Origin of the sequence: Flavobacterium sp. RHBU_24 (assembly GCF_046613695.1) — a bacterium.
GTDB lineage: Bacteria > Bacteroidota > Bacteroidia > Flavobacteriales > Flavobacteriaceae > Flavobacterium.
On sequence record NZ_JBKJHD010000003.1, the window covers coordinates 151989 to 175980 of the forward strand.

The following is a 23992-nucleotide window of genomic DNA, read 5'->3' on the forward strand; positions in this document are numbered from 1 at the left end:
TATATTTTTAGGACTAATTGCAGTGTAAATTTTTGATATCATGTGGTAAAATGTTAAAACAGGGATAAATTAGTGGTAGGGTATTTATAAGATGGGCTGTTTATTATGTACTTGCAAGAATCACCAATACAAATTTTAAATAACAACAAATGAAACGATTATTACTCCCTGTTTTATTCCTTTTCATATCATTAGCCTCTAATGCGCAGGCTACGGCTTATGAAGTCCCGGACCTTAACCAGTGTGGCAACGAAGTTTTTGACCTTACCGCCCAAATACCGATTGCCCTGGGCAACCAGGATCCGGAGAATTTTCAAGTTGCGTTTTTCCTGTCGGCAGCTGATGCTACAGCCGGAACAAACGCTATAGTAAACCCAACCGCTTATGTTCCGGATTTTGGCTCACATATATTTTTAAGGGTAACCAACACAGAAACGAGCGAATTTGATATTACCGACTTTAATGTAATTGTTTCGTCCGGTGGTTTTGTAGGTTTTTTTGAAGATGTGACTGTTTGCGATGTATATACGTTGCCACCACTTACGGTAGGTAATTACTATACAGGACCCGGTGGTACGGGTACAGCAATATTTACGGGCACTGTAATTACCACTACTCAGACAATTTACGTGTACTATACTAACGGCATCTGTACCTCAGAGGAAAGCTTTACGGTAACGGTAACTCCTACGCCTGAATCGCCCTCGCTGCCTGATGTGTTAGTTTGTGGCGCTTATATTTTACCTGCTCTTACAACACCAAATTCATATTATACCACTCAGCCAAATGGCGGTGGTACCGAACTTGCACCCGGTACTGCCATTACCACAAGCCAGACAATTTATGTTTATACAGGAAACGACTGGTGTTTTAGCGAAACCAGTTTTACGGTTACCATTAATGGCGGTGGCGCCAATATAATTCCGCCTAATCCGCTGATAACGTGCGATACTGATGCCAGTGGCTTTGGGGTTTTTAACCTTTTAACCGCCCAGGCAGAATTTGAAGCCAACAATCCTAACATCCTTGTTGCCGGCTTTTATATGTCTCAGGCCGATGTCCAGGACGGTGTAAACGCTATCCCTTTTGCCGAGTCTTTCATGAACCTTTCGCCGTTTCAGCAAACCATTTACCTTGCAGTCACCGTAGGCGACTGCGTGGCAGCGCTGCCGCTGGAACTCGTGGTAATACCCTGCGGCACCACATCTACCCTTACAGGTACGGTAACGCTTGATGCAGACGGTAACGGCTGCGGGGAAGGAGATGGCCCTGCTGCCGGTATACAGGTAAGCTATAACTATGGCAACTACGTTTTTAATGCCTATACCGATGTTAACGGTAACTATACCTTTACTAATGTGCCCGAAGGTGTAGTAACACTATGGCTGCAAAACATAAACGGGCAGAGCTTTACAACATCCCCGGGTGATATTACGATAGACCTGCCAGGCGGGGATACTATAAATGATTTTTGCATAAGCGTACCACAGCCGTATACCGATGTTGCTGCTTACCTTACACCATATTCCCAGGCAGTGCCGGGCTTTTCGGCAGGCTATGCCATTACAGTTGTTAACTACGGTACTGAAGCCGCCACGGGCTCCATCTCCTTTAGTTATGATAATACATTGCTAAGCCTTGCAAATGCGGGCGGTGGTGTGGCATCGGGCAATATATTAACCTGGGCTTACAGCGACCTGGCGCCTTACCAGTCAGCAACCTACTATGTGTTGCTTAATGTTAGTACCCCACCTACCGTAGTAAGCGGTACCCAGCTTATATTCAGCGTAGCGGCATCGGTATCGGGTACCGATGTTAACGGCAGCAACAACGCTTATGTATACAGTCAATATGCAGTGAATTCGTTCGACCCTAACGACATCGCCGTACGCGAAGGCGAATTTATTACCGAGGCGCAGGCCGACGGATTCCTGCACTATACCATACGTTTCCAGAACACGGGTACGGCTAACGCGCAGAATGTAAGGGTAAACCTGCCGCTTGATGAAAACCTTGACTGGAGTACTTTTCAACCCGTAACGGCCAGCCACACCTTCGAGACAAACCGTGAAGGAGGTATTGTAAACTTTATGTTTAATAACATACAACTGCCTTTTGAAGATGCTGATGCGGCAGGTAGTAACGGATTTGTAACCTTCCGTATAAAACCGGTTGCTGATATTGCACTGGGCGACAGCATGAGCGAAACTGCTTATATTTACTTCGACTTTAATGAGGCTATAGTTACCAATACTGTTACCACCACGGTAGGCGCGTTAGTAACTGAAGGGTTTACAAAAGCTAATGCGGCCCTGTATCCTAACCCTGCTTCGGGCATAGTAAACGTTAAGGTAAATGGGGTAGTGGCAGCAAATGCCAGTGTAACCATTACCGATGTGTTAGGCAAAACGGTTATGAGCATGCCGCTACAGTCTGAAAACGCAGCAGTAAATATTTCCGGCCTTACCGGTGGGGTTTATTTTGTGACCGTACAAAATGATGCCACCCAGAGTACCCAGAAACTCATCATCAAGTAGCGAGAGTTAGTTACCCCATATAGTTTTAGTTTTCATCCTTAATGCCCTCATGGTAAACCAGCCCATGGGGGCATTTTATATTGTAAACGGTTATATTGCCTGCAGCAGCTCGGTCATGCTCAGGTAGGTGGCATCATGCCCTTTTACGGTGTAGCTAAAGCTGTGCCCGGGGTCATCTGCAAAAAAATCACGGTAATACTTAGCCTCATAGGCCAGCTGCTCGTCGTGGTTTATATGGGCAGGGGGTAATATCGACTGGCCCTCATAAGAACCTTCGGCAGTAAACTCAAAGGTTTTTTCTTCAAAAGTTGCTATCGTGCCGTTTAGTAAAAAGTCTTCACTGTCTGCGGTGTTATACACATCCATTTCCAGCTTTACGCTGCGGCCCTTATATTCGGCAGTAATGCTGTGTTCGTTTTCCTTAAACTTAAAGTTGCCGTCGGTTTTAAAAAAATCTTTAAAACTCTCAAATATTTTTTTTATTTCGGCTTTCTTTATTTCTTTCCGTTTGTACTTATACTGCTTTGCAAGCTCTTCGTGTTCAGCAATAATATCTATTTTTATTTTTAAAAAAGCTGCATCCATAGTTGTTGGTTTTATAATTCGGCGATTTTTTCTTTAAAAAAATTCACGTAAAAAAAGCTGTTGGCATCTAACCCCGCATCCAGCACCATTTTATTTATGGCCTCGGTTTTATGGGTATCAGCATCAGGTGAAAGCTCAAGAAAGTGTAATAACTCGTTCAGGTTATTAAACTTAAAGCTCAGCGGGGTATTAAGGGAATAGGGCGTAATGCTGTATCCGGCATCTTTAATGGTTATACCCGCGGTAGCAAAAGCCTGTTTAAGTGTTTCAAAATTGCCGTCCATAGTTAATTTTATAAAGTTAGTGTGGTGGGTTATAGTAAAGCCCCGCAGTTTTTGCAGGGCTTATTATATATCAGCATCGTGTTTTTATGCCTGCTCATTTTTTATAACCTGCACTTTACCAGCAGGCACATCGCCTGTTGTGTCTTTTACAAGGTGCACACCCAGCACACGCAGGGGTATGTCTATCCCTTCTTCAGACTCTTTTATCTCATCGGTTATGTGTTCAAAATCCTGTGCGTTAAGCAGCAGGGTATCGCCCTCGTTTATTGTTTTTGCAAATAAATAGGCTCGTATAGACGCGGTGTTTATAGCACCAACAGTTACAAATTCTGGCATAGTGATATGTTTTATATCACCTAAATTACCAATTGCATATTCAATTTTATGCAAGGTTTTGTTAAAGTCAATGAAGTCATCACGCCTTAAAGTCAAAAGTCAGAAAGTCAGAGGGTGTTTGTACATACAGGACTTTAGACGTTATGACTTTAAGACATTCTACTAAAAAAGCCTATCTTTGCGGCTTAATTGATTGATAATGTCCACATTTTTAGACTTCGGCCTGCCAAAATCACTTCAAAAAGCCATTGACGACCTTGGGTTTACTACCCCCACGCCCATACAGGAGCGTGCCATGCCGGTAATACTAAGCGGCCGCGATATGATGGGGATCGCACAGACGGGAACCGGTAAAACCTTTGCTTACCTGCTGCCCATACTTAAGCAATGGAAGTTTGTAGCTACCGATACCCCGCGCGTGGTAATATTAGTGCCAACCCGCGAACTTGTAGTGCAGGTAGCCGAAGAGGCCGAAAAACTTACCAAATACATGTCGGTACGTGTGCTGGGCGTGTTTGGTGGCGTGAACATCAATACGCAAAAAAAAGCTGTATACGGCGGTGTAGACATACTTGTGGGCACCCCTGGCCGCCTTATGGACCTGGCGCTGGACAATGTGGTACGCTTTGATTCGCTGCAAAAACTGGTAATAGACGAGTTTGACGAAATACTGAACCTAGGTTTCCGGGTGCAGGTTACCTCCATACTCGCCATGATGAAGCAAAAGAAGCAAAACATACTGTTCTCTGCTACCATGACCGATGAAGTGGATGAGTTGCTGAACGACTTTTTTGATTTCCCCGAAGAGGTATCGCTGGCGGCAAGCGGTACGCCACTGGAGCAGATAACGCAATATGGCTATACCGTGCCTAACTTCCTTACCAAGCTAAACCTGTTAAAACAGCTGTTGCAGGACGAAAGCCTGGAGCGCGTTTTAGTATTTGTAAACAATAAAAAGATAGCCGACATGGTTAGCGCCGCCGTTGAAGAGGAATACCCGGAGCAATTTGGCGTGATACACTCTAACAAGTCGCAAAACTACAGGCTTACCACCATGGATAATTTTCAGGGTGGTGCGCTGCGGGGTATTATCACTACCGATGTAATGGCGCGCGGCCTTGATATTTCAGACATCAGCCATGTTATCAATATGGAATTCCCAGAAGTGCCTGAGCAGTACATTCACCGTATAGGGCGTACTGGCCGTGCCGATAAAGAGGGTATTGCCATAAGCTTTATAGCGCCGCACGAAGAGGAAATTCATGTGGAGGCCGAAGTGCTTATGGAAAAGGAACTGGAAATACTCCCCATACCGGAAGCAGTGAAAATAGAGGAGCGCCTGCTGGAATTTGAAAAAGACCGCAAGAAAACCAAGTTCCTGCTGAAGCGCGTAAAGCTTGACGGTGGCGGCGCGTTTCACGATAAAAAAGAAAAGAATAAAAAAGTAAACCTGGGCGGCCCCGGACGTACCAAGCCACGCAAAACTGAGCCCCGCAACCGTGGCGTTGAGGCCAAGCGTGCCGCTAAAAAGAAGAAGGGGAAATAGTAGGCAGTGGTCAGTAATCAGTGTGCAGTGATTAGGTTTTTAAATCTGTCAATGCTTTTAGCCTAAACCTTTCTATTCTAAAATTTTGGCCTAATATTGCTCTCGCTCATTAGGGAAATCCTTTGCCTTTACATCTTTAGAATACTGCGCAATTGCAGCCGTCATCTCTTCATACAGGTTCAGGTAGCGCCTTAAAAACCTTGGGCTAAATTCGTTATTCATACCCAGCATATCGTGTATTACCAGTACCTGGCCGTCTACACCGCCGCCGGCCCCAATACCTATAACGGGTATGGTAAGGCTTTCGGCAACTTTTTGCGCAAGGCTGGCCGGTATTTTTTCTAATACTATGGCAAAGCAGCCCAGGCGCTCCAGCAGCCTGGCATCTTCAATAAGCTTTTCGGCTTCGGCATCTTCCTTGGCACGCACCGTATATGAACCAAATTTATAAATCGACTGCGGGGTGAGCCCCAGGTGCCCCATAACCGGGATGCCCGCGTGCAGCAGTTTTTTAACAGAATCTTTAATCTCCGCGCCACCCTCCAGCTTTACGGCATGGCCACCGCTTTCTTTCATGATGCGGATGGCAGACCGCAGCGCCTCCTTAGGGTCGCTCTGGTAGGTACCAAAGGGCAGGTCTACCACCACAAGGGCACGCTCTACGCCACGCACTACCGATGAGGCGTGGTATATCATATGGTCAAGCGTTATGGGTAGCGTGGTTTCATGCCCCGCCATAACATTACTGGCCGAGTCGCCTACCAAAATAACATCAATACCAGACGAATCTACAATTTTTGCCATGGTAAAATCGTATGCCGTGAGCATCGATATTTTTTCGCCATTGGCCTTCATCTCTATTAACGACTTGGTAGTTATTCTTTTATAATCTTTTTTTGCGACGGACATGTTTTGAAAAATTTTGGCGTAAATGTAGTAAATTGCGTTTACAATACGGTGGGAGCCGCCCTTTTATTGGCAGGCCGCCAATAGTTAAAACTTAAAACAATATAACAGAATAAAACATGAAAAAGTTCTTATTGATTGCCGCTATGGGCTTTGCCCAGATTATAATGGCCCAGGAAGCCCAGGTTAAAAAAACCGTGGAAAGATTTTTCGCCGGATTAAACAGTGCCGACGTGGCGAAGATAAAATCGGTTTGCAGTGACAAGTTGATACTGCAGTCGGTTGAGCTGCACACGGCAGCCAACAAATTTAGTGAAGAATCGGCGGAGGGTTTTTATAAATCGATAGCCGAAACAGCTTCAAAAGTGAAGTTTGAGGAAAAAGTATCAGACTATAAAATACTGACAGATGGTACCATAGCACACGTATGGGCGCCTTACGAATTTTTTATTGAAGGCAAACTGAGCCACAAGGGCGTAAACTCTTTTGAGCTGGTAAAGTTTAAAGAAGGCTGGAAGGTAGTGTATATTATTGATACAAGGGGGGTGAATTAGTGGTCAGTGGTCAGTAAGGGCAATGACGTTTGTAAAAAAATATTGTACAAATAATAAAAAACTTTATGAAATTTCAGGATTTACTCGCATATCAAAAGGCATTTGCGCTTTCGATGAAGATTTTTGAAATTTCAAAATCATTTCCTCCTGAAGAAAAATATTCGCTGACCGACCAGGTTCGTCGTGCATCCCGTAGTGTATGCGCTAACATGGCTGAAGCTTACAGGAAGCGTGTTTTTCCAAAACATTTTTATAGTAAGCTAACCGATTGTGATGCCGAAAATTCCGAAACGCAGGTTTGGTTAACATTCTGCTTTTCCTGCAACTATGTTACGGAACAGACTTTTAATGAATTGATGGCAGAAAGTATCGAGGTGGGCAAGCTTATTAATTATATGATATTAAATCCGGCACGGTTTGGCGTAAAAGATTCTGAACACTAAAATCAATCCTAATAAAGCAAATGCACACTGACCACTGAATACTACTATTAAAGTATTAAGAGTGAAGCTACTGCAAACTGACCACTGACCACTGAATATTAACAGTCAGCATTATTAACCGTTACGGCAAGGCCGCCTTCGCTGGTTTCCTTGTACTTATTATTCATATCCTGGGCGGTTTGCCACATGGTGTTTACCACCTTGTCAAGGGGCACTTTAGCATGGGCAGGGTCGGTTTCCAGGGCAAGCTCGGCGGCATTAATAGCCTTAATGGCGCCCATGGTGTTGCGCTCAATACACGGTACCTGCACAAGCCCCCCTATAGGGTCGCACGTCATGCCCAGATGGTGTTCCATGGCAATTTCGGCCGCCATAAGGCATTGCTCCGGCGTACCACCCATAAGTTCGCACAGCGCAGCGGCAGCCATAGCGCTCGATACGCCTATTTCTGCCTGGCAGCCCCCCATAGCCGCACTTATGGTAGCACCTTTTTTAAAGATACTGCCTATTTCGCCGGCCACTAAAAGGAACTGTTTTATGTGGCGCTCGTCGGCCTGGTGGTTTTCTATAACCATATAATACATTAACACAGCGGGAATTACCCCGGCACTGCCATTAGTAGGCGCGGTAACCACACGGCCCAGTGCCGCGTTAACCTCGTTAACCGCAAGAGCAAAACAGCTTACCCATTTTAATATCTGCCTGAACTTAACCTCCGTTTGCCGTATAACCTGTAGCCATTCTTGGGGAGTGGAGTAGGGCAGTTCGCCTATCATTTTATTGTGCATATCAAAGGCGCGGCGGCGCACGTTGAGGCCTCCGGGAAGGATCCCCGGAGTATGGCAGCCGGTGTACATGCACTCCAGCATGGTGTTCCAGATGCGCATCAATTCGTGGTCTATTTCGGCTTCGGTGCGGATGGATTTTTCGTTTTCCAATACCACTTCCGATATGCTTTTGTTCAGGTTGCGGGTGTAGGCCAAAAGTTCGTCGGCCTTATCAACCGGGTAGGGGAAGGCACGGCGCGTAACTTCTTTTTGTTGCGCTATAATACGCTCTTCCTTAACCACAAAGCCACCTCCTATTGAATAAAAAGTTGATGTATAGTCGCCGTCTTCATAATAGGCGGTAAAAGTAAAGCCATTTGCATGGAAGGGCAGGAAATTGCGGTTGAAAATGATGTCAGTAAAAAAGCTGAAATCTATTTCACGCTCGTTGCCCAGCAGTAGTTTGTGGCTTGTATTTATGGTATGGATTGTGCCCGAAATACTGTCTATAGGCAGGTACTCAGGGTCGGCGCCGCTAAGGCCCAGCATCACGGCGAGGTCGGTAGCGTGGCCTTTCCCCGTAAGGGAAAGCGAGCCGTAGAGGTCTACACGCACACGGGTTACTTTATGGAAAATACCCCCGGTGCGAAGTTCGTTAAGAAAGCGTTCGGCGCCGCGCCACGGCCCCAGGGTGTGGGAGCTCGACGGGCCAACGCCTATCTTTAGCATATCAAATACAGAAATACATTCAGTCATAGCAATGATTAGGCAACTGCTGCAAATATAACGCAATTGCGGCGCGCAAATGTAATTATTTTAGCGATGCTATAACGATGTAGGTAGGAAATTGTTAATGGGGTAATTAATCCGTTATTTCAACTGTAAACGGGGTAACGCGTTTCGGCATGGCATTGGGTGACGATGGATATCTAATATGTGTGATTGAAATGACAGACTTCTTTTTTACCTTAGCTAACACTTTTTTAATTTCTTCCGGAAAAGTATTTCCTTCCACCGTAATTATCTTATGCCTCGGAATTTTAACAGCAAATTCAACGACAGGAATTTTAACTTCAAATAAAAAATTTGGCAAATGGATGCTAATTACTGCATTTTTTAGTTCTTCCTTAGTCATTTTTAAATGTAGGCCCTCGTTTTCGAATCCTTCTATTGTTCCGTCTGGCGGAGGCAATCCCATTATCCTAAAAGCCTTTTTCTCAACTTTTGATGTACTATCAGGCATTTGAGCAACTAAGGTAACAATGACTTCAGTACCCGCACCCGGATTCAAAATGTAGTTCCCGGTTCCTTTTGATTCGTCAGGGCTTAACCCGGGGGCGGTAGCGGTAAATGATTTGGCTCCCGGCACGGCTATCTTGATGGGATTATCAACGCCCCTGTAAACCACGTTTAGCTTTTCAGCAGAAATTACCGAAATGTTTTGCGGGGCAACGCTGTCGTTTTGGGCGAAAGCGGAGAGGGTAAAGAGGAATATAAAAATGTATTTTAGCATCGCTAATCTGTTATTTCGACTAAAATTAATGGCATTTTACAAAAAAGGCCGTTTAATCCTATATTTACCTGACATTTTATGTTGTGCATAAGTACTTCGTCGCCAGGTTTTAATTGTTGTATTTCCTTTTTAATATCGTCAGTAAATTTATTCCCATGGATTGTAAACTTTTTCCGTCTTTCTCTATTCTTTGAAAGAAACCGCACTTCAAATTCTCTGACTATACAATGCTCATTTGGATTTTTAATCAAAACGTTTTCGTAGTAAACACTTAAGCTATCATTGCAAAGTTCATCACGGGTTTTTAAATAGTAACTTGAATGCTCGTTACTCAAAACGCCATTGGGAACAGGTATCCCGCTTAATATCCTAAAAGCCTTTTTCTCAACTTTTGATGTACCATCAGGCATTTGAGCAACTAAGGTAACAATGACTTCTGTACCCGCACCCGGATTCAAAATGTAGTTCCCAGTTCCTTTTGATTCGTCAGGGCTTAACCCAGGGGCAGTAGCGGTAAATGATTTGGCTCCCGGCACGGCAATTTTAATAGGATTGTCAATACCCCTGTAAACCACGTTTAGCTTTTCAGCAGAAATTACCGAAATGTTTTGCGGAGCGACGCTGTCGTTTTGGGCGAAAGCGGTGAGGGTGCAAAAGAGTAGGGCACATATAAATTTCATGGTTGCAGGATTGGGGTATGCTATAATAACCAAAAATTTTGGAATTTGTTTTGCGTATACCAGAAATTTTTAAAACAGCTTTGTGAACCTTGTGAAAAATTCTTTGTGGCCTTTGTGAGAAATTCTTTGTAGCCTTTGTGGTAAAAATCTCTGCAAAATTACACCACATCACCTTAAAAAGTACTGAAGCCATCCCTTCAGTAAACGTACCTGAAAAAAATATATACCGATTGCACAATTAAAACGTTTTAGTTATAAAATATTAAAAAAACGCTAAAAATTTTCCATTGATAATCAACGGATTGCAAAATGTGTTTTTGAAAAAAATATACCGATTGTACAACAAACCGACATATTTTTATTTTTAAGAACGAAGTTTCTTACAATTAAAAAGCATCTTCCATTTTGGCGACAATCTCATCCAGGCACAAATTATTGATGCTGCCCTCGTGGATATGTTTGGTCGCTTTTGGCGAAACAAAGGTGCCGTTATCCACCTGTTCGCCCACGATTTTATAGGCATCACGGAAGGGGATACCTGAGTTAACCAACTCATTTAGAGCATCTACCGTAAAGAGGTAGTCGTATTTTTTATCATCGAGGATGCTCTCATTCACTTTAATTTCTTTTATGGAGTAGTGCGCCATCTCCAGGCAGGCCTTAAGCGATTGCAATGCGGGGAATAAACCCTCTTTAAGCAACTGGAATTCACGGTGGTAACCGCTCGGTAAGTTGTTGGTAATCAAGGTAATTTCATAAGGAAGCGCCTGTATTTTGTTGCATTTGCCACGAATCAGCTCAAAAATATCCGGGTTCTTTTTGTGCGGCATGATGCTGCTGCCAGTTGTAAGGTGCTGTGGCAGAGCGATAAAGCTAAAGTTTTGGCTCAAATACAACGTGATATCCATTGCGAGTTTAGACAGCGTACCCGCCACTGATGCCATGGCAAAAGCGGTGGTTTTCTCTACCTTGCCGCGGCTCATTTGCGCGGCTACCGAATTGTATTTCAGTGTTTTAAACCCCATTTCTTTGGTTGTAAAACTGCGGTCGATAGGGAAGGAGCTGCCATACCCGGCGGCAGAACCGAGTGGGTTTTGGTCGGCCACGGTCAAGGCGGCATTTAGCATCGTCACATCATCAATCAGCGTTTCAGCATAGGCCGAAAACCACATCCCGAATGACGACGGCATCGCAACCTGAAAATGCGTATATCCCGGAAGCAGAACATTTTGATACTGCTTACCTAAAGTAATGAGTAAATCAAAAAGTTCCTTTACCTGGGCTTTAATAGTAAGAATTTCAGCCTTTAAATACAGATGTACATCAGTTAAAACCTGGTCGTTTCGTGAGCGAGCTGTATGTATTTTCTTACCTGTATCGCCCAGTTTTTCAATCAGCAGGTACTCAACTTTACTGTGCACGTCTTCAAATGAATCTTCTATGGTAAAGTTACCAGCCTGAATATCAGCTAATATGTCCTGTAAAGCAGCTACTAAATCAGCACTTTCAGCATGGGTAAGCAGGCCAACTTTAGCCAGCATTTTTGCCTGCGCCATCGATCCAATTACGTCATACTCAGCCAGTACCAGGTCGAGTTCGCGGTCGTTACCCACAGTAAACAGGTCGGTTTTCTTATCGGTAGGTATGCCTTTTTCCCAGAGTTTCATTAAAGGTTTTGTTTCAGGTTTAAAGTTGCAGGTTAGCGGTATCTATTACGACTTCTTCTAATTTTAAAAAAGCCTTTAATATTTTGATATACAATGCAATACCATCTTCAATTTCGTGTAAAAAAATATACTCATCGGCACTGTGCGAACGGGTAGATAATCCAGGCCCCAGCTTAAGCGATTCACAGCTTAAAACCGACTGGTCGCTAAGCGTTGGCGAACCATAGGTAGTCCTGCCCAGCGCTATACCGGCCTGAACCAGAGGGTGTTCCTTACGAATTGATGAAGAATTTAAGTGCAGTGAACGTGGGTTTACACGCACGTTATCACCAAATTTTGCTGCCATCTCCCTGCGGATTATCTCAAGTACCTCAGTATTAGTATATTTATCATTAACGCGAACGTCTATCACAAGGCTGCATTCAGCCGGAATTACGTTGTGCTGCTTACCCGCATTAATACCGGTAACAGTCATTTTCATGGGCCCAAGTACCTCACTTACAAGATCAAAACGGTAATCGCGGAACCACTCTATAACCGGGATAGCGTTATAGATACTCACATTATCATTAGGATGGGCAGCATGGCCGGCTGTTCCGGTAACGGTAACATCCAGTACCAACAAGCCTTTTTCGGCTATGGCAAGGTGCATTTCGGTAGGTTCGCCTACTATGGCAAGTTCCAGGTTAGGCAGATGTTTCAGCACGCTGTTTAGCCCTTTTGGACCGCTGCTTTCTTCCTCGGCAGAAGCTACCATTACCACGTTATACGGCAGGTTTTCAGCCTCGTATAAATAGGTGAATGAAGCCATTAGCGATACCAGGCAACCGCCGGCATCGTTACTGCCCAGTCCATAAAGCTTGCCGTCTTCAACAGTGGGCTCTAGCGGGTTGCGCGTATATCCCTGGTTTGGCTTAACCGTATCGTGATGCGAATTAAGCAACAGCAAGGGCTTGCCCGCAACAAAGTTTTTATTGTAAGCCCAGATGTTATTATTTTCCCTTAAAAACGGAATATTATTGTTGTTAAACCATGCCTCGATAAGCAGGGCAGTACCTTCTTCCTCCGACGAAAAAGACTGGACTGCAATGAGTTGCTTAAGCAATGCAATAGCGTCCTGTGTTAGTGTATGTATCGTTTTATCACTCATGCATCGTGTTTTCGTCAGGCGGTTACAAGGGTATAATCACTCCCTTTGAGCATGTCTGTGCTGCCGATGCCTATTTGCGTAACGCCCTGGTTTATAGCGTTAAAGCAATTTTCGAGTTTCGGCAGCATACCGCTGTGTATTATACCTTGTGCCTTTAGTGTTTCGTATGCCCCAAAAGTAAGGTTTTTTATAACCGAATCCTCATTTTCGATGTCCATTAATACGCCTTTTTTCTCGAAGCAGTACATCAATTCTACGTCAAAATGGGCGGAACAGCCAACTGCCAGCGTGCTTGCTATGGTATCGGCATTGGTATTAAGCAGTTGACCCGCACCATCATGCGTTATGGCGCAAAAAACAGGTACAATATTTTGCTGGATTATAACCTTCAGTAAATCAGCATTTACGTCAACTACGTCGCCCACAAAACCGAAATCTACCGTGGCAATTTTTCGCTTTTCAGATAAAATAAGGTTACCATCTGCGCCGGTAAAGCCCATGGCATTGCTGCCGAGCGCCTGTAGGTGAGCCGTAATATCTTTGTTAATGAGCCCTGCGTAGGTCATTACCGCCACATCAAGCATGGGCTTATCAGTTACGCGGCGGCCTTCGTGGAAAACGGCAGTTATGCCCAGGCTTTCAGCGGTTTTGGTTGCAATTTTTCCGCCACCGTGCACCAGTACTTTAAAACCTTCATATGCTGCAAAATCCGACAGGAAACTCTTAAGGGCTATCGGGTTATCAATCACGTTGCCGCCTATTTTTATAATCGTAAGTTTTAGCTTATTTTCCGGCATCTTCCAGTATTTTAGTCAATATGGCCTGCGCCGAATAGGTTCGGTTATTGGCCTGCGGAATCACGATAGAAGCATCGCTGTCAAGCAAGGCGTCCGTAACAATCATGTTGCGGCGTACGGGCAGGCAGTGCATAAATTTGCCATTATCGGTAAGCGCCATCTTTTCGGGAGTTACCGTCCACGACGGGTCTTTACTGGTTATTTTTCCGTAGTCGATATAGCTGCTCCAGTTTTTGGCGTAGATAAAATCGGCATTTTTAAACGCCTCATCCTGGTTGTGTGTAATTGCAACACCTTCTGTAAATTGCGGATTAAGCTCATAACCTTCAGGGTGGGTAATTATAAAATCCACATCGGCCTTTTTCATCACTTTTACAAACGAGTTTGGCACGGCGTGCGGCAGCGCTTTCGGGTGTGGCGCCCATGTAAGTACTACTTTAGGGCGGGCTTTGGTCTTATATTCTTCAATGGTAAGTGCGTCGGCTACAGCCTGTAGCGGATGCTCTGTACTGCCTTCAAGGCTTATAACCGGCACGAGGGCATACTTTTTAAATGCACTTATTACATATTCTGCTTCGTCTTTTTCCTTATCGGTAAGGGTAGGGAAACTGCGTATGGCAATAATGTCGCAGTATTGCGAAACCACCTGCGCGGCCTCCTTAATGTGCTCACTGCTGGCACCGTCCATCACTACGCCGTCTTCAAATTCCAGCGTCCAGCCCTCGGTATTCAGGTTCATCACAATAGGGTGCATCCCCAGGTTAAGGGCAGCCTTTTGGGTGCTGAGCCTTGTGCGCAGGCTGGGGTTAAAAAACAACAGGCCCAGGGTTTTGTTTTTCCCCAGCTCCTGGTGGGCAAAGGGAGCCGCTTTTATGGCTTTCGCCAAAGATACAAGGCCATTAAGGTCCTGTATATCGTCTACCGAAGTGAAGTTTTTCATTCTTGTTTTTTGAGTTGAGCCTTACGGTGAAAACAGCAGTTGATGATATAAATTTTACGCCGTCAAAGATACTTAAAAGCGGAAGTAATTGTGAGTAAATCCTGTTATTTTAACGGTATTTTACAGTTAAAAAAGTTTAATTTGTAGCTTTGCGCCAAATGCCTTTAACAGGATAAAATTTACCATGCACTACAGAAAAGATATTCAGGGCTTGCGGGCACTGGCGGTACTATTTGTTTTTATATTCCACCTTAATCCTTCATGGCTACCGGGAGGATTTATAGGGGTTGATGTGTTCTTTGTAATATCCGGGTTTTTGATAGGCGGTATTATTCTTAACAAACTGCAGGACAACTCGTTTAGCTTTATCGATTTTTATATTGGCCGCATAAGGCGTATTGTGCCGGCTTATTATGCTATGCTTATATGTGGCGCACTAGTGGGTGCCTTTATAATGATAAGTACTTCAGATACCGGCATTATAAGGCGAGAGCTGATGCACGCCATACTATTTAATTCAAATCATTTGTATTCGAAGCTGAACTCTTATTTTGGCATCCAGGCCGATGAATATATTTTTAAGCATGCCTGGTCAATAGCCATAGAAATGAAGTTTTACTTACTGATGCCTTTTTTATTGCTTTTTATAAAACGAAAATATTTGCTTAAATTTCTTATCGTTATTACTTTAGGCTTATTGGGTTATAGCATTTATAAAACACACATTGTACACCAGCCTTCAGCTTATTATTCGTTGCTTATCCGCATACCGGAATTTTTAATAGGGCTGATAGCTTACCTGCTGCTGCCGCGCGTTGGCAGAATTAATAAGAATTTTTCCGGGCTAACCGGTATAATTGTTTTGATATGTTGTATATTTTTTATTGATAAAAACACTCTTTTTCCCGGAGTTTACGCGTTACTTCCCTGTGTAGCCACGGCGTTATTACTTATATCAGGCACTGGAGTAATAAATAAAGTAATATCATTAAAGCCATTCGAAACAGTTGGTGCATGGTCGTACTCTATTTATTTGTGGCACTGGCCAATTATAGCTTTAACCCGCTATTATTATGATGCCGACACATTTAACTTCATACAGGTTTTATGGATTATATCCGCCACGCTTGTATGCTCTTTACTGTCGTATTATTTTATTGAAAATTATTTCAGGAAGAATAATTTTAAAGTACTTACTATAGGTACATTAACAAGCCTGGTTGCCTTAGCCGGTTGCTTTTACGGGCTAATAATTATAAACGAAACCGTAAACCAAATACCAAAAGAATATTGCGGCCCCTCTATAGGCCTAAAATCCCACAATACTGATGTTGTGGAAACAATGGGAGACCCGGAATCGGGCAGTCCGCAAATATTTTTAACCGGCAACAGCAATGCCCTTTCACTAAAGCCTTACCTGGATTACATTGGTAAACGAAATCACTTTTCGTTTACTACAATAACCAGCAATACCTACATGCCTATAAGTGGATTGAATATTGAAGAGGTCAAGAAAAAATATTATAACGACTATAAGATTGCAAAAGAGCTGATCCCGGCAACGAATAGGGAAATTAAAAAAAGTAAGATTATTTTTTTGGTTATGAGCTCGTGGAAACTTGTGCCTTCGTTGCCCCAGGCAGTTGAAAAACTGGCTGCCGGCCTTAACGATGGCCAGCACCTGGTAATTATAGGCACTTTCCCATCCTTAAGTAAAAACCCTATTAAAGCAAATAGGGGGGGAGTTAAAAATAACAATATTCGTCAGGAGTACAAACTGAGGTACAGGCAAACCCCTAAGGAGATACTGCAGCTGACAAAAAAATATAAAAATGTTCATTTTTATGATGTTGCGGTCAGTGCCGTATTTAAGGAAGTTCCTTTTCACCACGATACCATAATGTATTATGACAGGAAACACCTAAACGACTTTGGTTCCACCGTACTTGCCAAAGATGACGAAAAACGCTTCATGAAGTTCCTTAATTCTATAAGGAAATAGAGTACTCTTAAAGAAAAAAAGCCAATTCTGTTTTAACCAGAATTGGCTTTTTTTGTTATGCCAACGCCTTTTTAAGCCCTTCAAAAAATACATCTACATCGGATTTTGTAATAGAAAGCGGCGGCAGTATGCGCAGCAGGTTCTTTTGGGAAGCGTTGCCCGTAAATATATGCTCGTTATAAATAAGCTTTTTACGAAGCTCAGTCACATCAAAATCAAACTCCAGGCCCAGCATCAGGCCACGCCCTTTGATGTTTTTGACTTTCGGGATTTCAGCTGCTTTTTCCTGAAAATAAGCGCTAATAGTGTTTACATTTTCAATAAGGTTTTCATTTTCAATAACTTCAAGTACCGATAGTGCAGCCGCGCACGCCAAATGGTTACCGCCAAAGGTAGTACCCAGCAGGCCATACTTTGCCTCGAACTTAGGAGATATCAAAATACCGCCAATAGGGAAGCCGTTGCCCATGCCTTTTGCCAGCGAAATAACATCAGGCGTAATGCCATGGTGCTGGTGCGCGAAGAACTTGCCCGAACGCCCGTAACCGCTTTGTATTTCGTCCAGTATCAGCACTACATCATTATCTGTGCAGGCTTTTTCTATCAGTTTAAAGAATTCCGTAGTAGCCTGGTCAAGCCCGCCTACACCCTGTATGCCTTCAATAATTACGCAGGTAACATCGCCTTTGGCAATCTCTGCCGTAAATGCAGCTTCGTCATTTAAGTGAAGGAAAACCACTTCATGCCCGGCGTTTAACGGGGCAACAATAGATGGGTTATCAGTAGCTGCAACCGCCGCCGAGGTACGCCCGTGGAAGGCTTTTTTAAAGGCAATGACCTTCTTTTTCCCGTTGTGGAAGGATGCCAGCTTTAGCGCGTTCTCATTGGCTTCTGCACCCGAATTACAAAGGAATAAGGTAAAATCAGGATAGCGGGAAAACTCAGGAAGTTTTTTGCCCAGAGCCTCCTGTATAGGGTTCTGGATAGAGTTAGAGTAAAAACCTATTTTGGCGACCTGTTCGCTCACCGCTTTTACATAAGCGGGGTGGGAGTGCCCGGCTGAAATTACGCCATGGCCGCCGTAGAAGTCAAGGTACTCAGTACCTTTGTCGTCCCATACCTTGGCACCCAGCGCTCTTACCGGGGTAATGTTATATATAGGGTATACGTTGAATAAACTCATTTTCTTTTAGTATGTGATAACCTGCAAGTTTTCCAAAACCTTGTAGGTTTGGTTAATCAATATTTCTATACCTACAAGGTTTTGGAAACCTTGCAGGATACAGGAGTAGTTTAAAACCCCTGTGCCTTCAGTTTCAACCCCGTGGTTTCCTCAAGGCCAAACATCAGGTTCATGTTCTCAATGGCCTGTCCCGAAGCACCTTTTACAAGGTTGTCTATTACCGATGTTATCAGCAGGTAATTGCCGTGCTGCTCCAGGCTGATAAAGCAGTTGTTAGTCTGCAAAACCAACTTCATATTGATGCTGTTGGTGGTAACTTTTACAAACGGCTCAACAGCATAATACTCGTTATATAATTTTACAACCGAATCAAAATCAGCAGGTAATTTAGTATACAGTGTTGCGAATATCCCTCGCGGGAAATCGCCGCGGTTAGGTATGAACAATAACTCCTGGTTAAAGCCTTGTTGGGTTAACTGTAAGCTTTGGGTAATTTCGCCTAAGTGCTGGTGCCCGAATGCTTTATAGTGGCTCATGTTACCCATGCGCCACGGGTGGTGCGACGTAGCCGATGGCATTACACCCGCACCCGTACTGCCTGTTGTGGCGTTAATGTGTACGGTGTCATTCAGAAGATTATTTTTTGCTAAAGGCAAAAGGGCCAACTGTATCGCCGTAGCAAAACAGCCGGGATTGGCAATATATTGTGCCGATTTTATCGCGTCACGGTTCAGTTCCGGCAGGCCGTAAATGAACGTTTTTCCGTTGAATTCAGCATCCTTTGTCAGGCGGAAATCATTACCTAAATCGATAATTTTAGTAACAGTAGAAAAGGCATTGGCTTGAAGAAACGCCAGCGACTTGCCGTGGCCTAAGCATAAAAACACAACGTCAACATCGGGGTTAAGCGTATCGGTAAAGTTAACATCGAGTGTGCCATACAGGTCTTCGTGTACCGAAGCCACAGGGCTGCCGGCATTAGTAGTGCTGTATACAAAATCGATATGCGCTTCAGGGTGATTGGCAAGCAAACGCAACAATTCGCCCGCCGTATAGCCCGATCCTCCTATGATGCCTATATTAATCATATTTTTCGTTGTTTACGTGGGCGTAAATGTTCTGCGCGTTGCCCACTATCTTAATAAAGCCCTTGGCATCATCTGCTGTCCAGGCATTGTTAACTTCGCCGTACTGGCCAAAGCCGCTGTTCATTAAATCATGTTCTGACTCAATGCCATCAAGCGAGAAATGGTAGGGCTTAAGGCTAACGGTAACGGTACCGGTTACTGTTTTCTGGGTATCTTCTAAAAAGGTTTCTATGTTACGCATCACCGGGTCAAGGTACTGCCCTTCGTGAAACAGCATACCGTACCAGTTGCCCAGCTGCTCTTTCCAGTACTGTTGCCATTTGCCCAGCGTGTGCTTTTCAAGCAGGTGGTGTGCCTTAATAATAATAAGCGGTGCCGCAGCCTCAAATCCCACACGGCCCTTAATACCTATAATGGTGTCGCCCACGTGGATGTCGCGGCCTATGGCAAACGCCGAAGCTAATGCCTCAAGCTTTTGTATGTTAGCCGACGGCTTATCAAATGCGCCATTGATGCCTGTAAGTTGGCCTTTTTCAAAGTGCAGTACTACCTTCTCGGCTTCCGTTTTTTGCAGTTGCGACGGGTAAGCAGAGTCGGGTAGGGGCTGGCCTGAAGTCAGGGTCTCTTTACCGCCTACGCTCGTACCCCAAATGCCTTTATTGATAGAGTATTGCGCTTTTTCCCAACTGTACTCCACGCCGTTTTGTTGCAGGTATTCCACTTCCTGCTGGCGGGTAAGCTTAAGGTCGCGTATGGGGGTAATGATTGTCATTTCAGGCGCTATGGTCTGGAATACCAGGTCAAAACGAATCTGGTCGTTGCCCGCGCCGGTACTGCCGTGCGATATGGCTTCAGCGCCTACTTTTTTGGCATAGCGCACGGTTTCCAGCGCCTGGAAAACCCGCTCCGCACTTACCGAAAGGGGATAGGTATTGTTTTTAAGCACGTTGCCATACACCAGGTATTTAATGGCTTTCTCGTAGTACTTGTCTATAATGTCGAGGTTAAGGTGGTTAGCGCTGCCCAGTTCGTAAGCACGCTTTTCTATGGCCGTTAATTCTTCTTCGCCAAAGCCACCGGTATTAATTAGTATGGTATGAACCTCATACCCCAGTTCGTTCTTTAGGTACTTAAGGCAGTAAGAGGTATCAAGCCCCCCGCTGTATGCCAAAACCACTTTTTTACTCATGTTCAGTTGTTTATTTGTGTGTTATAAAAAGCTTTTGAAAAAATTTATAAACAGGAATACGTTTTTATCGCCATCCTTTTTTGCAGGGGTTTCATCCTTTTTGAGGAACAGCGCCTGCTTAATGCTTTTTAGGCGGGCCATTACCTTTTGGTTAAAATCATACTGGTCTTCTTCCTTTTCGTTTTTCTTTTCGGCAGGGTCGTAGAGCATACCGGTGCAGAGGCACATTTTATAGTCTTTGCGCTGCAATATGTCATAATTATTACAGCCGCTGCAGCCCTTCCAAAAGGATGGGTCGTCAGTAAGTTCGCTAAAAGGCACGGGCTTGTAACCCAGGTCGGAGTTGATTTTCATCACTGCCAATCCCGTGGTGATTCCAAATATCTTAGCCCCCGGATATTTCTCCTGGGAGTAGTTAAACACGCGCTCCTTGATCTTTTTGGCAAGGCCATGCTGGCGGAAGTCGGGGTGTACTATAAGTCCGGAATTAGCCACAAACTTGCCGTGGCTCCAGCTCTCTATGTAGCAAAAGCCCGCAAACTTACCGTCGGCAATGGCAATAACGGCATCCTTGTGTTCCATCTTGGCCACTATATATTCGGGTGTGCGCTTCGCAATGCCCGTACCGCGCTGTATGGCGCTCTCGTACATGGTATCTACGATTTCCTGTGCAAATTTATAGTGCTCTTCGCCGGCTATTACTATGGATATATTCATTTCAGCTAACAGAAATAAATGGTAAAAATTCAATAAATTAAAATGGGTGTAGTGTCGTGGAAACGAGCCGGGCGGACCGGCCCAAAAAAATTGCAGACCATTACGGCCTGAAGCGCCTGGGGCTCAGGAATGAATTAAGGTTGCTGATGTAAGCAAGGTCCCCAATTACGGTCGCTATAAAAACAGTTGTGTTTTTCAATTTAAATAAAAAATAAAAATGAACAGTTAGTGCAAATTGCAATCCAGCTTTATTTACAGGTGCAAATGTAATTTATATAAAAACAAGTTCCGTTAATTTTCCCTCAAAAAATAGTAAAATTACAGATACCCCATAAAAATACCCCCTGTATAAAATATTTTGCAAAATATGCTGTACAAAAAACGCTCCAAAAGTGAAGTGGGGGTTGAAATTTGATATAAGTGAATTGAAAATGGTACATTGTGGCTGATATTTTTTAGAGCATATTAGTAATTTATATAATATAAGATCCCCAACCATCACTTCCAATAAAATCATTTATATTGACTTTTTCAATTTTAAAAACTGCATCCAAATCGGCAAGGTCATTTATACTAAAATGAACCAACTTCTTTTGCTCCAGAGAAAGGATAACTAACATTATAGTTTTATTCTTATTAATCCATTTTGTTGCTTTATATTCTAAAAAAGCTCCCTTAAGTTTTTCGAACATACTAGGTAATGTTCTTTTACTGGTATTTTTGACAAGATATATAAATGCAGCATCTTGATCTTCATAAATCAATTTTAGAATATCTTTGGAAGTATATTGTTCGCTTGAATTTTTATACTTAAATTCTATATTGAGAATACGAGAATATTTATTTGAATCTCGCTTGTAAATACTTAAATCATGTGAGGCTGAACGACCATCCTCCGTTTTATGATCTTTAGTATTTTTTGCTAATTTATATTTCTTTTTTGTTGGGGTTTCAATTGAATAATATAGATTGGGATATGCATTTCTAAACTCTTCTACGAAAATGAAACGAAGCTCCTGTTCTGATATTCTTTCATCTTCTTCACCATTAGCTTGAAATTTTGACGGAAAGATTAATTTTTCATCTGAATTACCCTCTCGCTTTTCAAAATCCATCTTAGCGAGACGATGCAAAACTTTTTTAGATAATTCTAAGATATTTACCGCACAACTATCTTTATTCATTATTTTTCAATTTTAAAATAAATTAAACCTACAAATTTTTCTCTTACAAAAATTCCTTTCTTAAAAAATTTTATCATTACAATTAAACCACCGCCACAAAATTACAATACAACCCCACACAAAGTACTGAAGGCATTTGTTCAGTAAAAACTTTTAGTGCCAATGGTAGATTTGCATTTTTGCTAACGAAATTTTTAGTAGGGAGGAGGCAAACGCCTGTTTAGGAAATTATTTTGCGCAACGTACTGAAGGCGTTTGTTCAGTGTACTTTATGTTACACTTTGTGGAATGTGTGTGTAAAGTGTGTGAAATATGGGAAAACCTGATATATTTTTATAAACATCCTATAGTCAATAGTATAAACTAAAAATATTCCACAATATAGTCCGTTGGTTTTTGGATGCTGTAAACCAAAAAGTGGAACATATTGTGAAATATGATAAAGACTTTTTTATTTTAAAAAAGAGATTCTTCGACTCCGCTCAGAATGACAGAAAACTGCGGTAAAAATATAAGAAAAAACCTACTTTTTATCAAAAGCCGGCAGCAGCTTACTGCATACCTCGCCAAAGCCTATACGCACTTCATCATTCTGGCAGTAGCCGCGCATAATCACGCTGTCGCCATCGTTAATAAACTTGCGTTCGGTGCCGTCGTTAAGGGTTATGGGGTTTTTACCGCCCCAGGTAAGCTCCAGCATCGAGCCAAAGCTATCGGGCGTAGGGCCGCTTATTGTGCCGCTGCCCATAAGGTCGCCACTGTTTACACGGCAGCCGTTAACGGTATGGTGGGCAAGCTGTTGCGCCATGCTCCAGTACATGTACTTAAAATTAGAATTTGAAATAACGGTTTCCCCTGCGTCTTCGGGCTGTATAGCCACCTGCAGGTTAATGTCATACGCATGTGCGCCTTCTAATTGCAAATATTCTAACGGCTTAGGTTCCTGCTCAGGGCCTGTGGTACGGAAGGGTTCCAGCGCATCAAGCGTTACTATCCATGGCGACATAGATGAGGCAAAGTTCTTAGCCAGGAAGGGGCCCAGCGGCACGTACTCCCATTTCTGTATGTCGCGTGCGCTCCAGTCGTTAAACAGCACCATACCAAAGATGTGCTCCTCAGCTTCCTCCACGGGAATCGATTCACCCATAATATTGGCATCGGTGGTGATAAAGGCCATTTCAAGCTCAAAATCAACCAGTTTGCTCGGTCCAAACACGGGTTGTGTTTCACCGTTTGGCAAGGTTTGCCCGTTTGGCCTGTGTACCGGTATCCCTGAAGGCACGATGGTGCTGGAGCGCCCGTGATAGCCTACCGGCAGGTGTAGCCAGTTGGGCAACAACGCATTCTCCGGGTCGCGGAACATCATGCCTACGTTTGTAGCATGCTCCTTACTGCTGTAAAAATCGGTATAGTCGCCTATAAGCACCGGCAGCTGCATCTCTACATCTTCCATATTAAAAATAACTACTTCTTTATGGGCATCGTTATCTTTAAGGGTGGTGTTGTTCTCATCAAATATGTCGGCAATGCGGTTGCGTACCAGACGCCAGGTTTTCTTGCCGTCGCTTATAAAGTCGTTTAGCGTGTCCTGCATAAACATATCGTCGGTAAGCTCTATGCCTTCAAAATAGTTTAGTTGCTGCAACGCGCCAAGGTCTATGGCATAATCGCCTATGCGGGTACCTATGGTTACTACATCGTCTTTTGTTATAAACACGCCAAAAGGGATGTTTTGTATAGGAAAATCGCTGTTTTCAGGCACGGTAAGCCACGATTTTCTTGAGGGGTCGTTTGCGGTTAAGGGCATATTTATGTTTGTGTTTTTAGTAAATGTACTGTTTTATCTGCTTGCCAAATATACTTTTGTTAGGTTTTTTACCAAACGTTTTTTGTACTTTTGGCAGCAAATTAACGAAAATTTATA

Annotated in this window: 22 protein-coding genes; 5 read left to right on the top strand and 17 right to left on the bottom strand. The window is 43.5% G+C overall.

From position 1 onward, the window contains the following. The first annotated feature begins 149 nt into the window (after positions 1 to 149). Positions 150 to 2537, top strand: a complete 2388-nt coding sequence (locus tag ACLI09_RS05155; protein ID WP_411418528.1) for a T9SS type A sorting domain-containing protein — start codon at positions 150 to 152, stop codon at positions 2535 to 2537. Positions 2538 to 2627: 90 nt separating this feature from the next. On the opposite strand, the gene ACLI09_RS05160 is transcribed toward ACLI09_RS05155, so the two are convergent. The 3 genes from ACLI09_RS05160 to ACLI09_RS05170 all read right to left on the bottom strand — a co-directional run bounded on the left by ACLI09_RS05160 (position 2628) and on the right by ACLI09_RS05170 (position 3742). Continuing rightward, a complete protein-coding gene (locus ACLI09_RS05160) occupies positions 2628 to 3122 on the bottom strand; it encodes a hypothetical protein (RefSeq protein WP_411418529.1) in 495 nt (164 codons plus the stop codon). A gap of 11 nt (positions 3123 to 3133) precedes the next feature. After that, positions 3134 to 3406, bottom strand: a complete 273-nt coding sequence (locus ACLI09_RS05165) for a hypothetical protein (RefSeq protein ID WP_411418530.1) — start codon at positions 3404 to 3406, stop codon at positions 3134 to 3136. A gap of 84 nt (positions 3407 to 3490) precedes the next feature. Next, positions 3491 to 3742 (bottom strand): hypothetical protein, encoded by a 252-nt coding sequence (locus tag ACLI09_RS05170; RefSeq protein WP_411418531.1) that lies wholly within the window; start codon positions 3740 to 3742, stop codon positions 3491 to 3493. 199 nt (positions 3743 to 3941) lie between these two features. On the opposite strand from ACLI09_RS05170, the gene ACLI09_RS05175 reads away from it, so the two are divergent. Next, positions 3942 to 5288, top strand: a complete 1347-nt coding sequence (locus ACLI09_RS05175; RefSeq protein WP_411418532.1) for a DEAD/DEAH box helicase — start codon at positions 3942 to 3944, stop codon at positions 5286 to 5288. A gap of 90 nt (positions 5289 to 5378) precedes the next feature. Here ACLI09_RS05175 and panB read toward each other — a convergent pair whose 3' ends face one another. Further along, positions 5379 to 6197: a 3-methyl-2-oxobutanoate hydroxymethyltransferase gene (gene panB, locus ACLI09_RS05180; protein WP_411418533.1), complete on the bottom strand. Its 819-nt coding sequence runs from the start codon at positions 6195 to 6197 to the stop codon at positions 5379 to 5381. A 116-nt stretch (positions 6198 to 6313) separates the two neighbouring features. Between panB and ACLI09_RS05185 the strand changes: the two genes are divergently transcribed. Then, entirely contained in the window at positions 6314 to 6748 is a 435-nt protein-coding gene (locus ACLI09_RS05185) for a nuclear transport factor 2 family protein (RefSeq protein WP_411418534.1), read from the top strand. Positions 6749 to 6813: 65 nt separating this feature from the next. Further along, the gene (locus ACLI09_RS05190; RefSeq protein ID WP_411418535.1) at positions 6814 to 7191 is read left to right on the top strand and encodes a four helix bundle protein; all 378 of its coding nucleotides are present in this window, start codon (positions 6814 to 6816) and stop codon (positions 7189 to 7191) included. A gap of 98 nt (positions 7192 to 7289) precedes the next feature. On the opposite strand, the gene ACLI09_RS05195 is transcribed toward ACLI09_RS05190, so the two are convergent. From ACLI09_RS05195 to ACLI09_RS05225, 7 genes are all read right to left on the bottom strand, one after another. After that, on the bottom strand, positions 7290 to 8714 hold the full coding sequence (locus ACLI09_RS05195; RefSeq protein WP_411418536.1) for an L-serine ammonia-lyase: 1425 nt from the start codon (positions 8712 to 8714) through the stop codon (positions 7290 to 7292). A gap of 106 nt (positions 8715 to 8820) precedes the next feature. Continuing rightward, on the bottom strand, positions 8821 to 9471 hold the full coding sequence (locus ACLI09_RS05200) for a GldM family protein (protein ID WP_411418537.1): 651 nt from the start codon (positions 9469 to 9471) through the stop codon (positions 8821 to 8823). A 2-nt stretch (positions 9472 to 9473) separates the two neighbouring features. Then, positions 9474 to 10151, bottom strand: coding sequence for a GldM family protein (locus ACLI09_RS05205; RefSeq protein WP_411418538.1), 678 nt, complete (start codon positions 10149 to 10151; stop codon positions 9474 to 9476). Positions 10152 to 10537: 386 nt separating this feature from the next. After that, a complete protein-coding gene (argH, locus tag ACLI09_RS05210; protein WP_411418539.1) occupies positions 10538 to 11818 on the bottom strand; it encodes an argininosuccinate lyase in 1281 nt (426 codons plus the stop codon). Between the two features lie 19 nt (positions 11819 to 11837). Then, the gene (locus ACLI09_RS05215; RefSeq protein WP_411418540.1) at positions 11838 to 12968 is read right to left on the bottom strand and encodes a M20 family metallo-hydrolase; all 1131 of its coding nucleotides are present in this window, start codon (positions 12966 to 12968) and stop codon (positions 11838 to 11840) included. 14 nt (positions 12969 to 12982) lie between these two features. Continuing rightward, on the bottom strand, positions 12983 to 13765 hold the full coding sequence (gene argB / locus ACLI09_RS05220; protein WP_411418541.1) for an acetylglutamate kinase: 783 nt from the start codon (positions 13763 to 13765) through the stop codon (positions 12983 to 12985). Further along, a complete protein-coding gene (locus ACLI09_RS05225; RefSeq protein WP_411418542.1) occupies positions 13752 to 14705 on the bottom strand; it encodes an N-acetylornithine carbamoyltransferase in 954 nt (317 codons plus the stop codon). Before ACLI09_RS05225 ends, argB begins: the two co-directional genes overlap by 14 nt. 184 nt (positions 14706 to 14889) lie before the next feature. On the opposite strand from ACLI09_RS05225, the gene ACLI09_RS05230 reads away from it, so the two are divergent. Further along, on the top strand, positions 14890 to 16707 hold the full coding sequence (locus ACLI09_RS05230; RefSeq protein ID WP_411418543.1) for an acyltransferase family protein: 1818 nt from the start codon (positions 14890 to 14892) through the stop codon (positions 16705 to 16707). A 55-nt stretch (positions 16708 to 16762) separates the two neighbouring features. Here ACLI09_RS05230 and ACLI09_RS05235 read toward each other — a convergent pair whose 3' ends face one another. The 6 genes from ACLI09_RS05235 to fahA all read right to left on the bottom strand — a co-directional run bounded on the left by ACLI09_RS05235 (position 16763) and on the right by fahA (position 23875). Then, positions 16763 to 17890: an aspartate aminotransferase family protein gene (locus tag ACLI09_RS05235; protein WP_411418544.1), complete on the bottom strand. Its 1128-nt coding sequence runs from the start codon at positions 17888 to 17890 to the stop codon at positions 16763 to 16765. Between the two features lie 110 nt (positions 17891 to 18000). Continuing rightward, complete coding sequence (gene argC / locus ACLI09_RS05240; protein WP_411418545.1) at positions 18001 to 18978, bottom strand: N-acetyl-gamma-glutamyl-phosphate reductase; 978 nt, start codon at positions 18976 to 18978, stop codon at positions 18001 to 18003. Further along, positions 18971 to 20167, bottom strand: a complete 1197-nt coding sequence (locus tag ACLI09_RS05245) for an argininosuccinate synthase (RefSeq protein WP_411418546.1) — start codon at positions 20165 to 20167, stop codon at positions 18971 to 18973. The genes argC and ACLI09_RS05245 overlap by 8 nt, the downstream gene beginning before the upstream one ends. A 21-nt stretch (positions 20168 to 20188) precedes the next feature. Then, entirely contained in the window at positions 20189 to 20884 is a 696-nt protein-coding gene (locus tag ACLI09_RS05250) for an N-acetyltransferase family protein (RefSeq protein ID WP_411418547.1), read from the bottom strand. Between the two features lie 473 nt (positions 20885 to 21357). Continuing rightward, positions 21358 to 22068 (bottom strand): hypothetical protein, encoded by a 711-nt coding sequence (locus ACLI09_RS05255; RefSeq protein WP_411418548.1) that lies wholly within the window; start codon positions 22066 to 22068, stop codon positions 21358 to 21360. Positions 22069 to 22591: 523 nt separating this feature from the next. Next, the gene (gene fahA, locus ACLI09_RS05260) at positions 22592 to 23875 is read right to left on the bottom strand and encodes a fumarylacetoacetase (protein ID WP_411418549.1); all 1284 of its coding nucleotides are present in this window, start codon (positions 23873 to 23875) and stop codon (positions 22592 to 22594) included. Positions 23876 to 23992 lie beyond the last annotated feature (117 nt).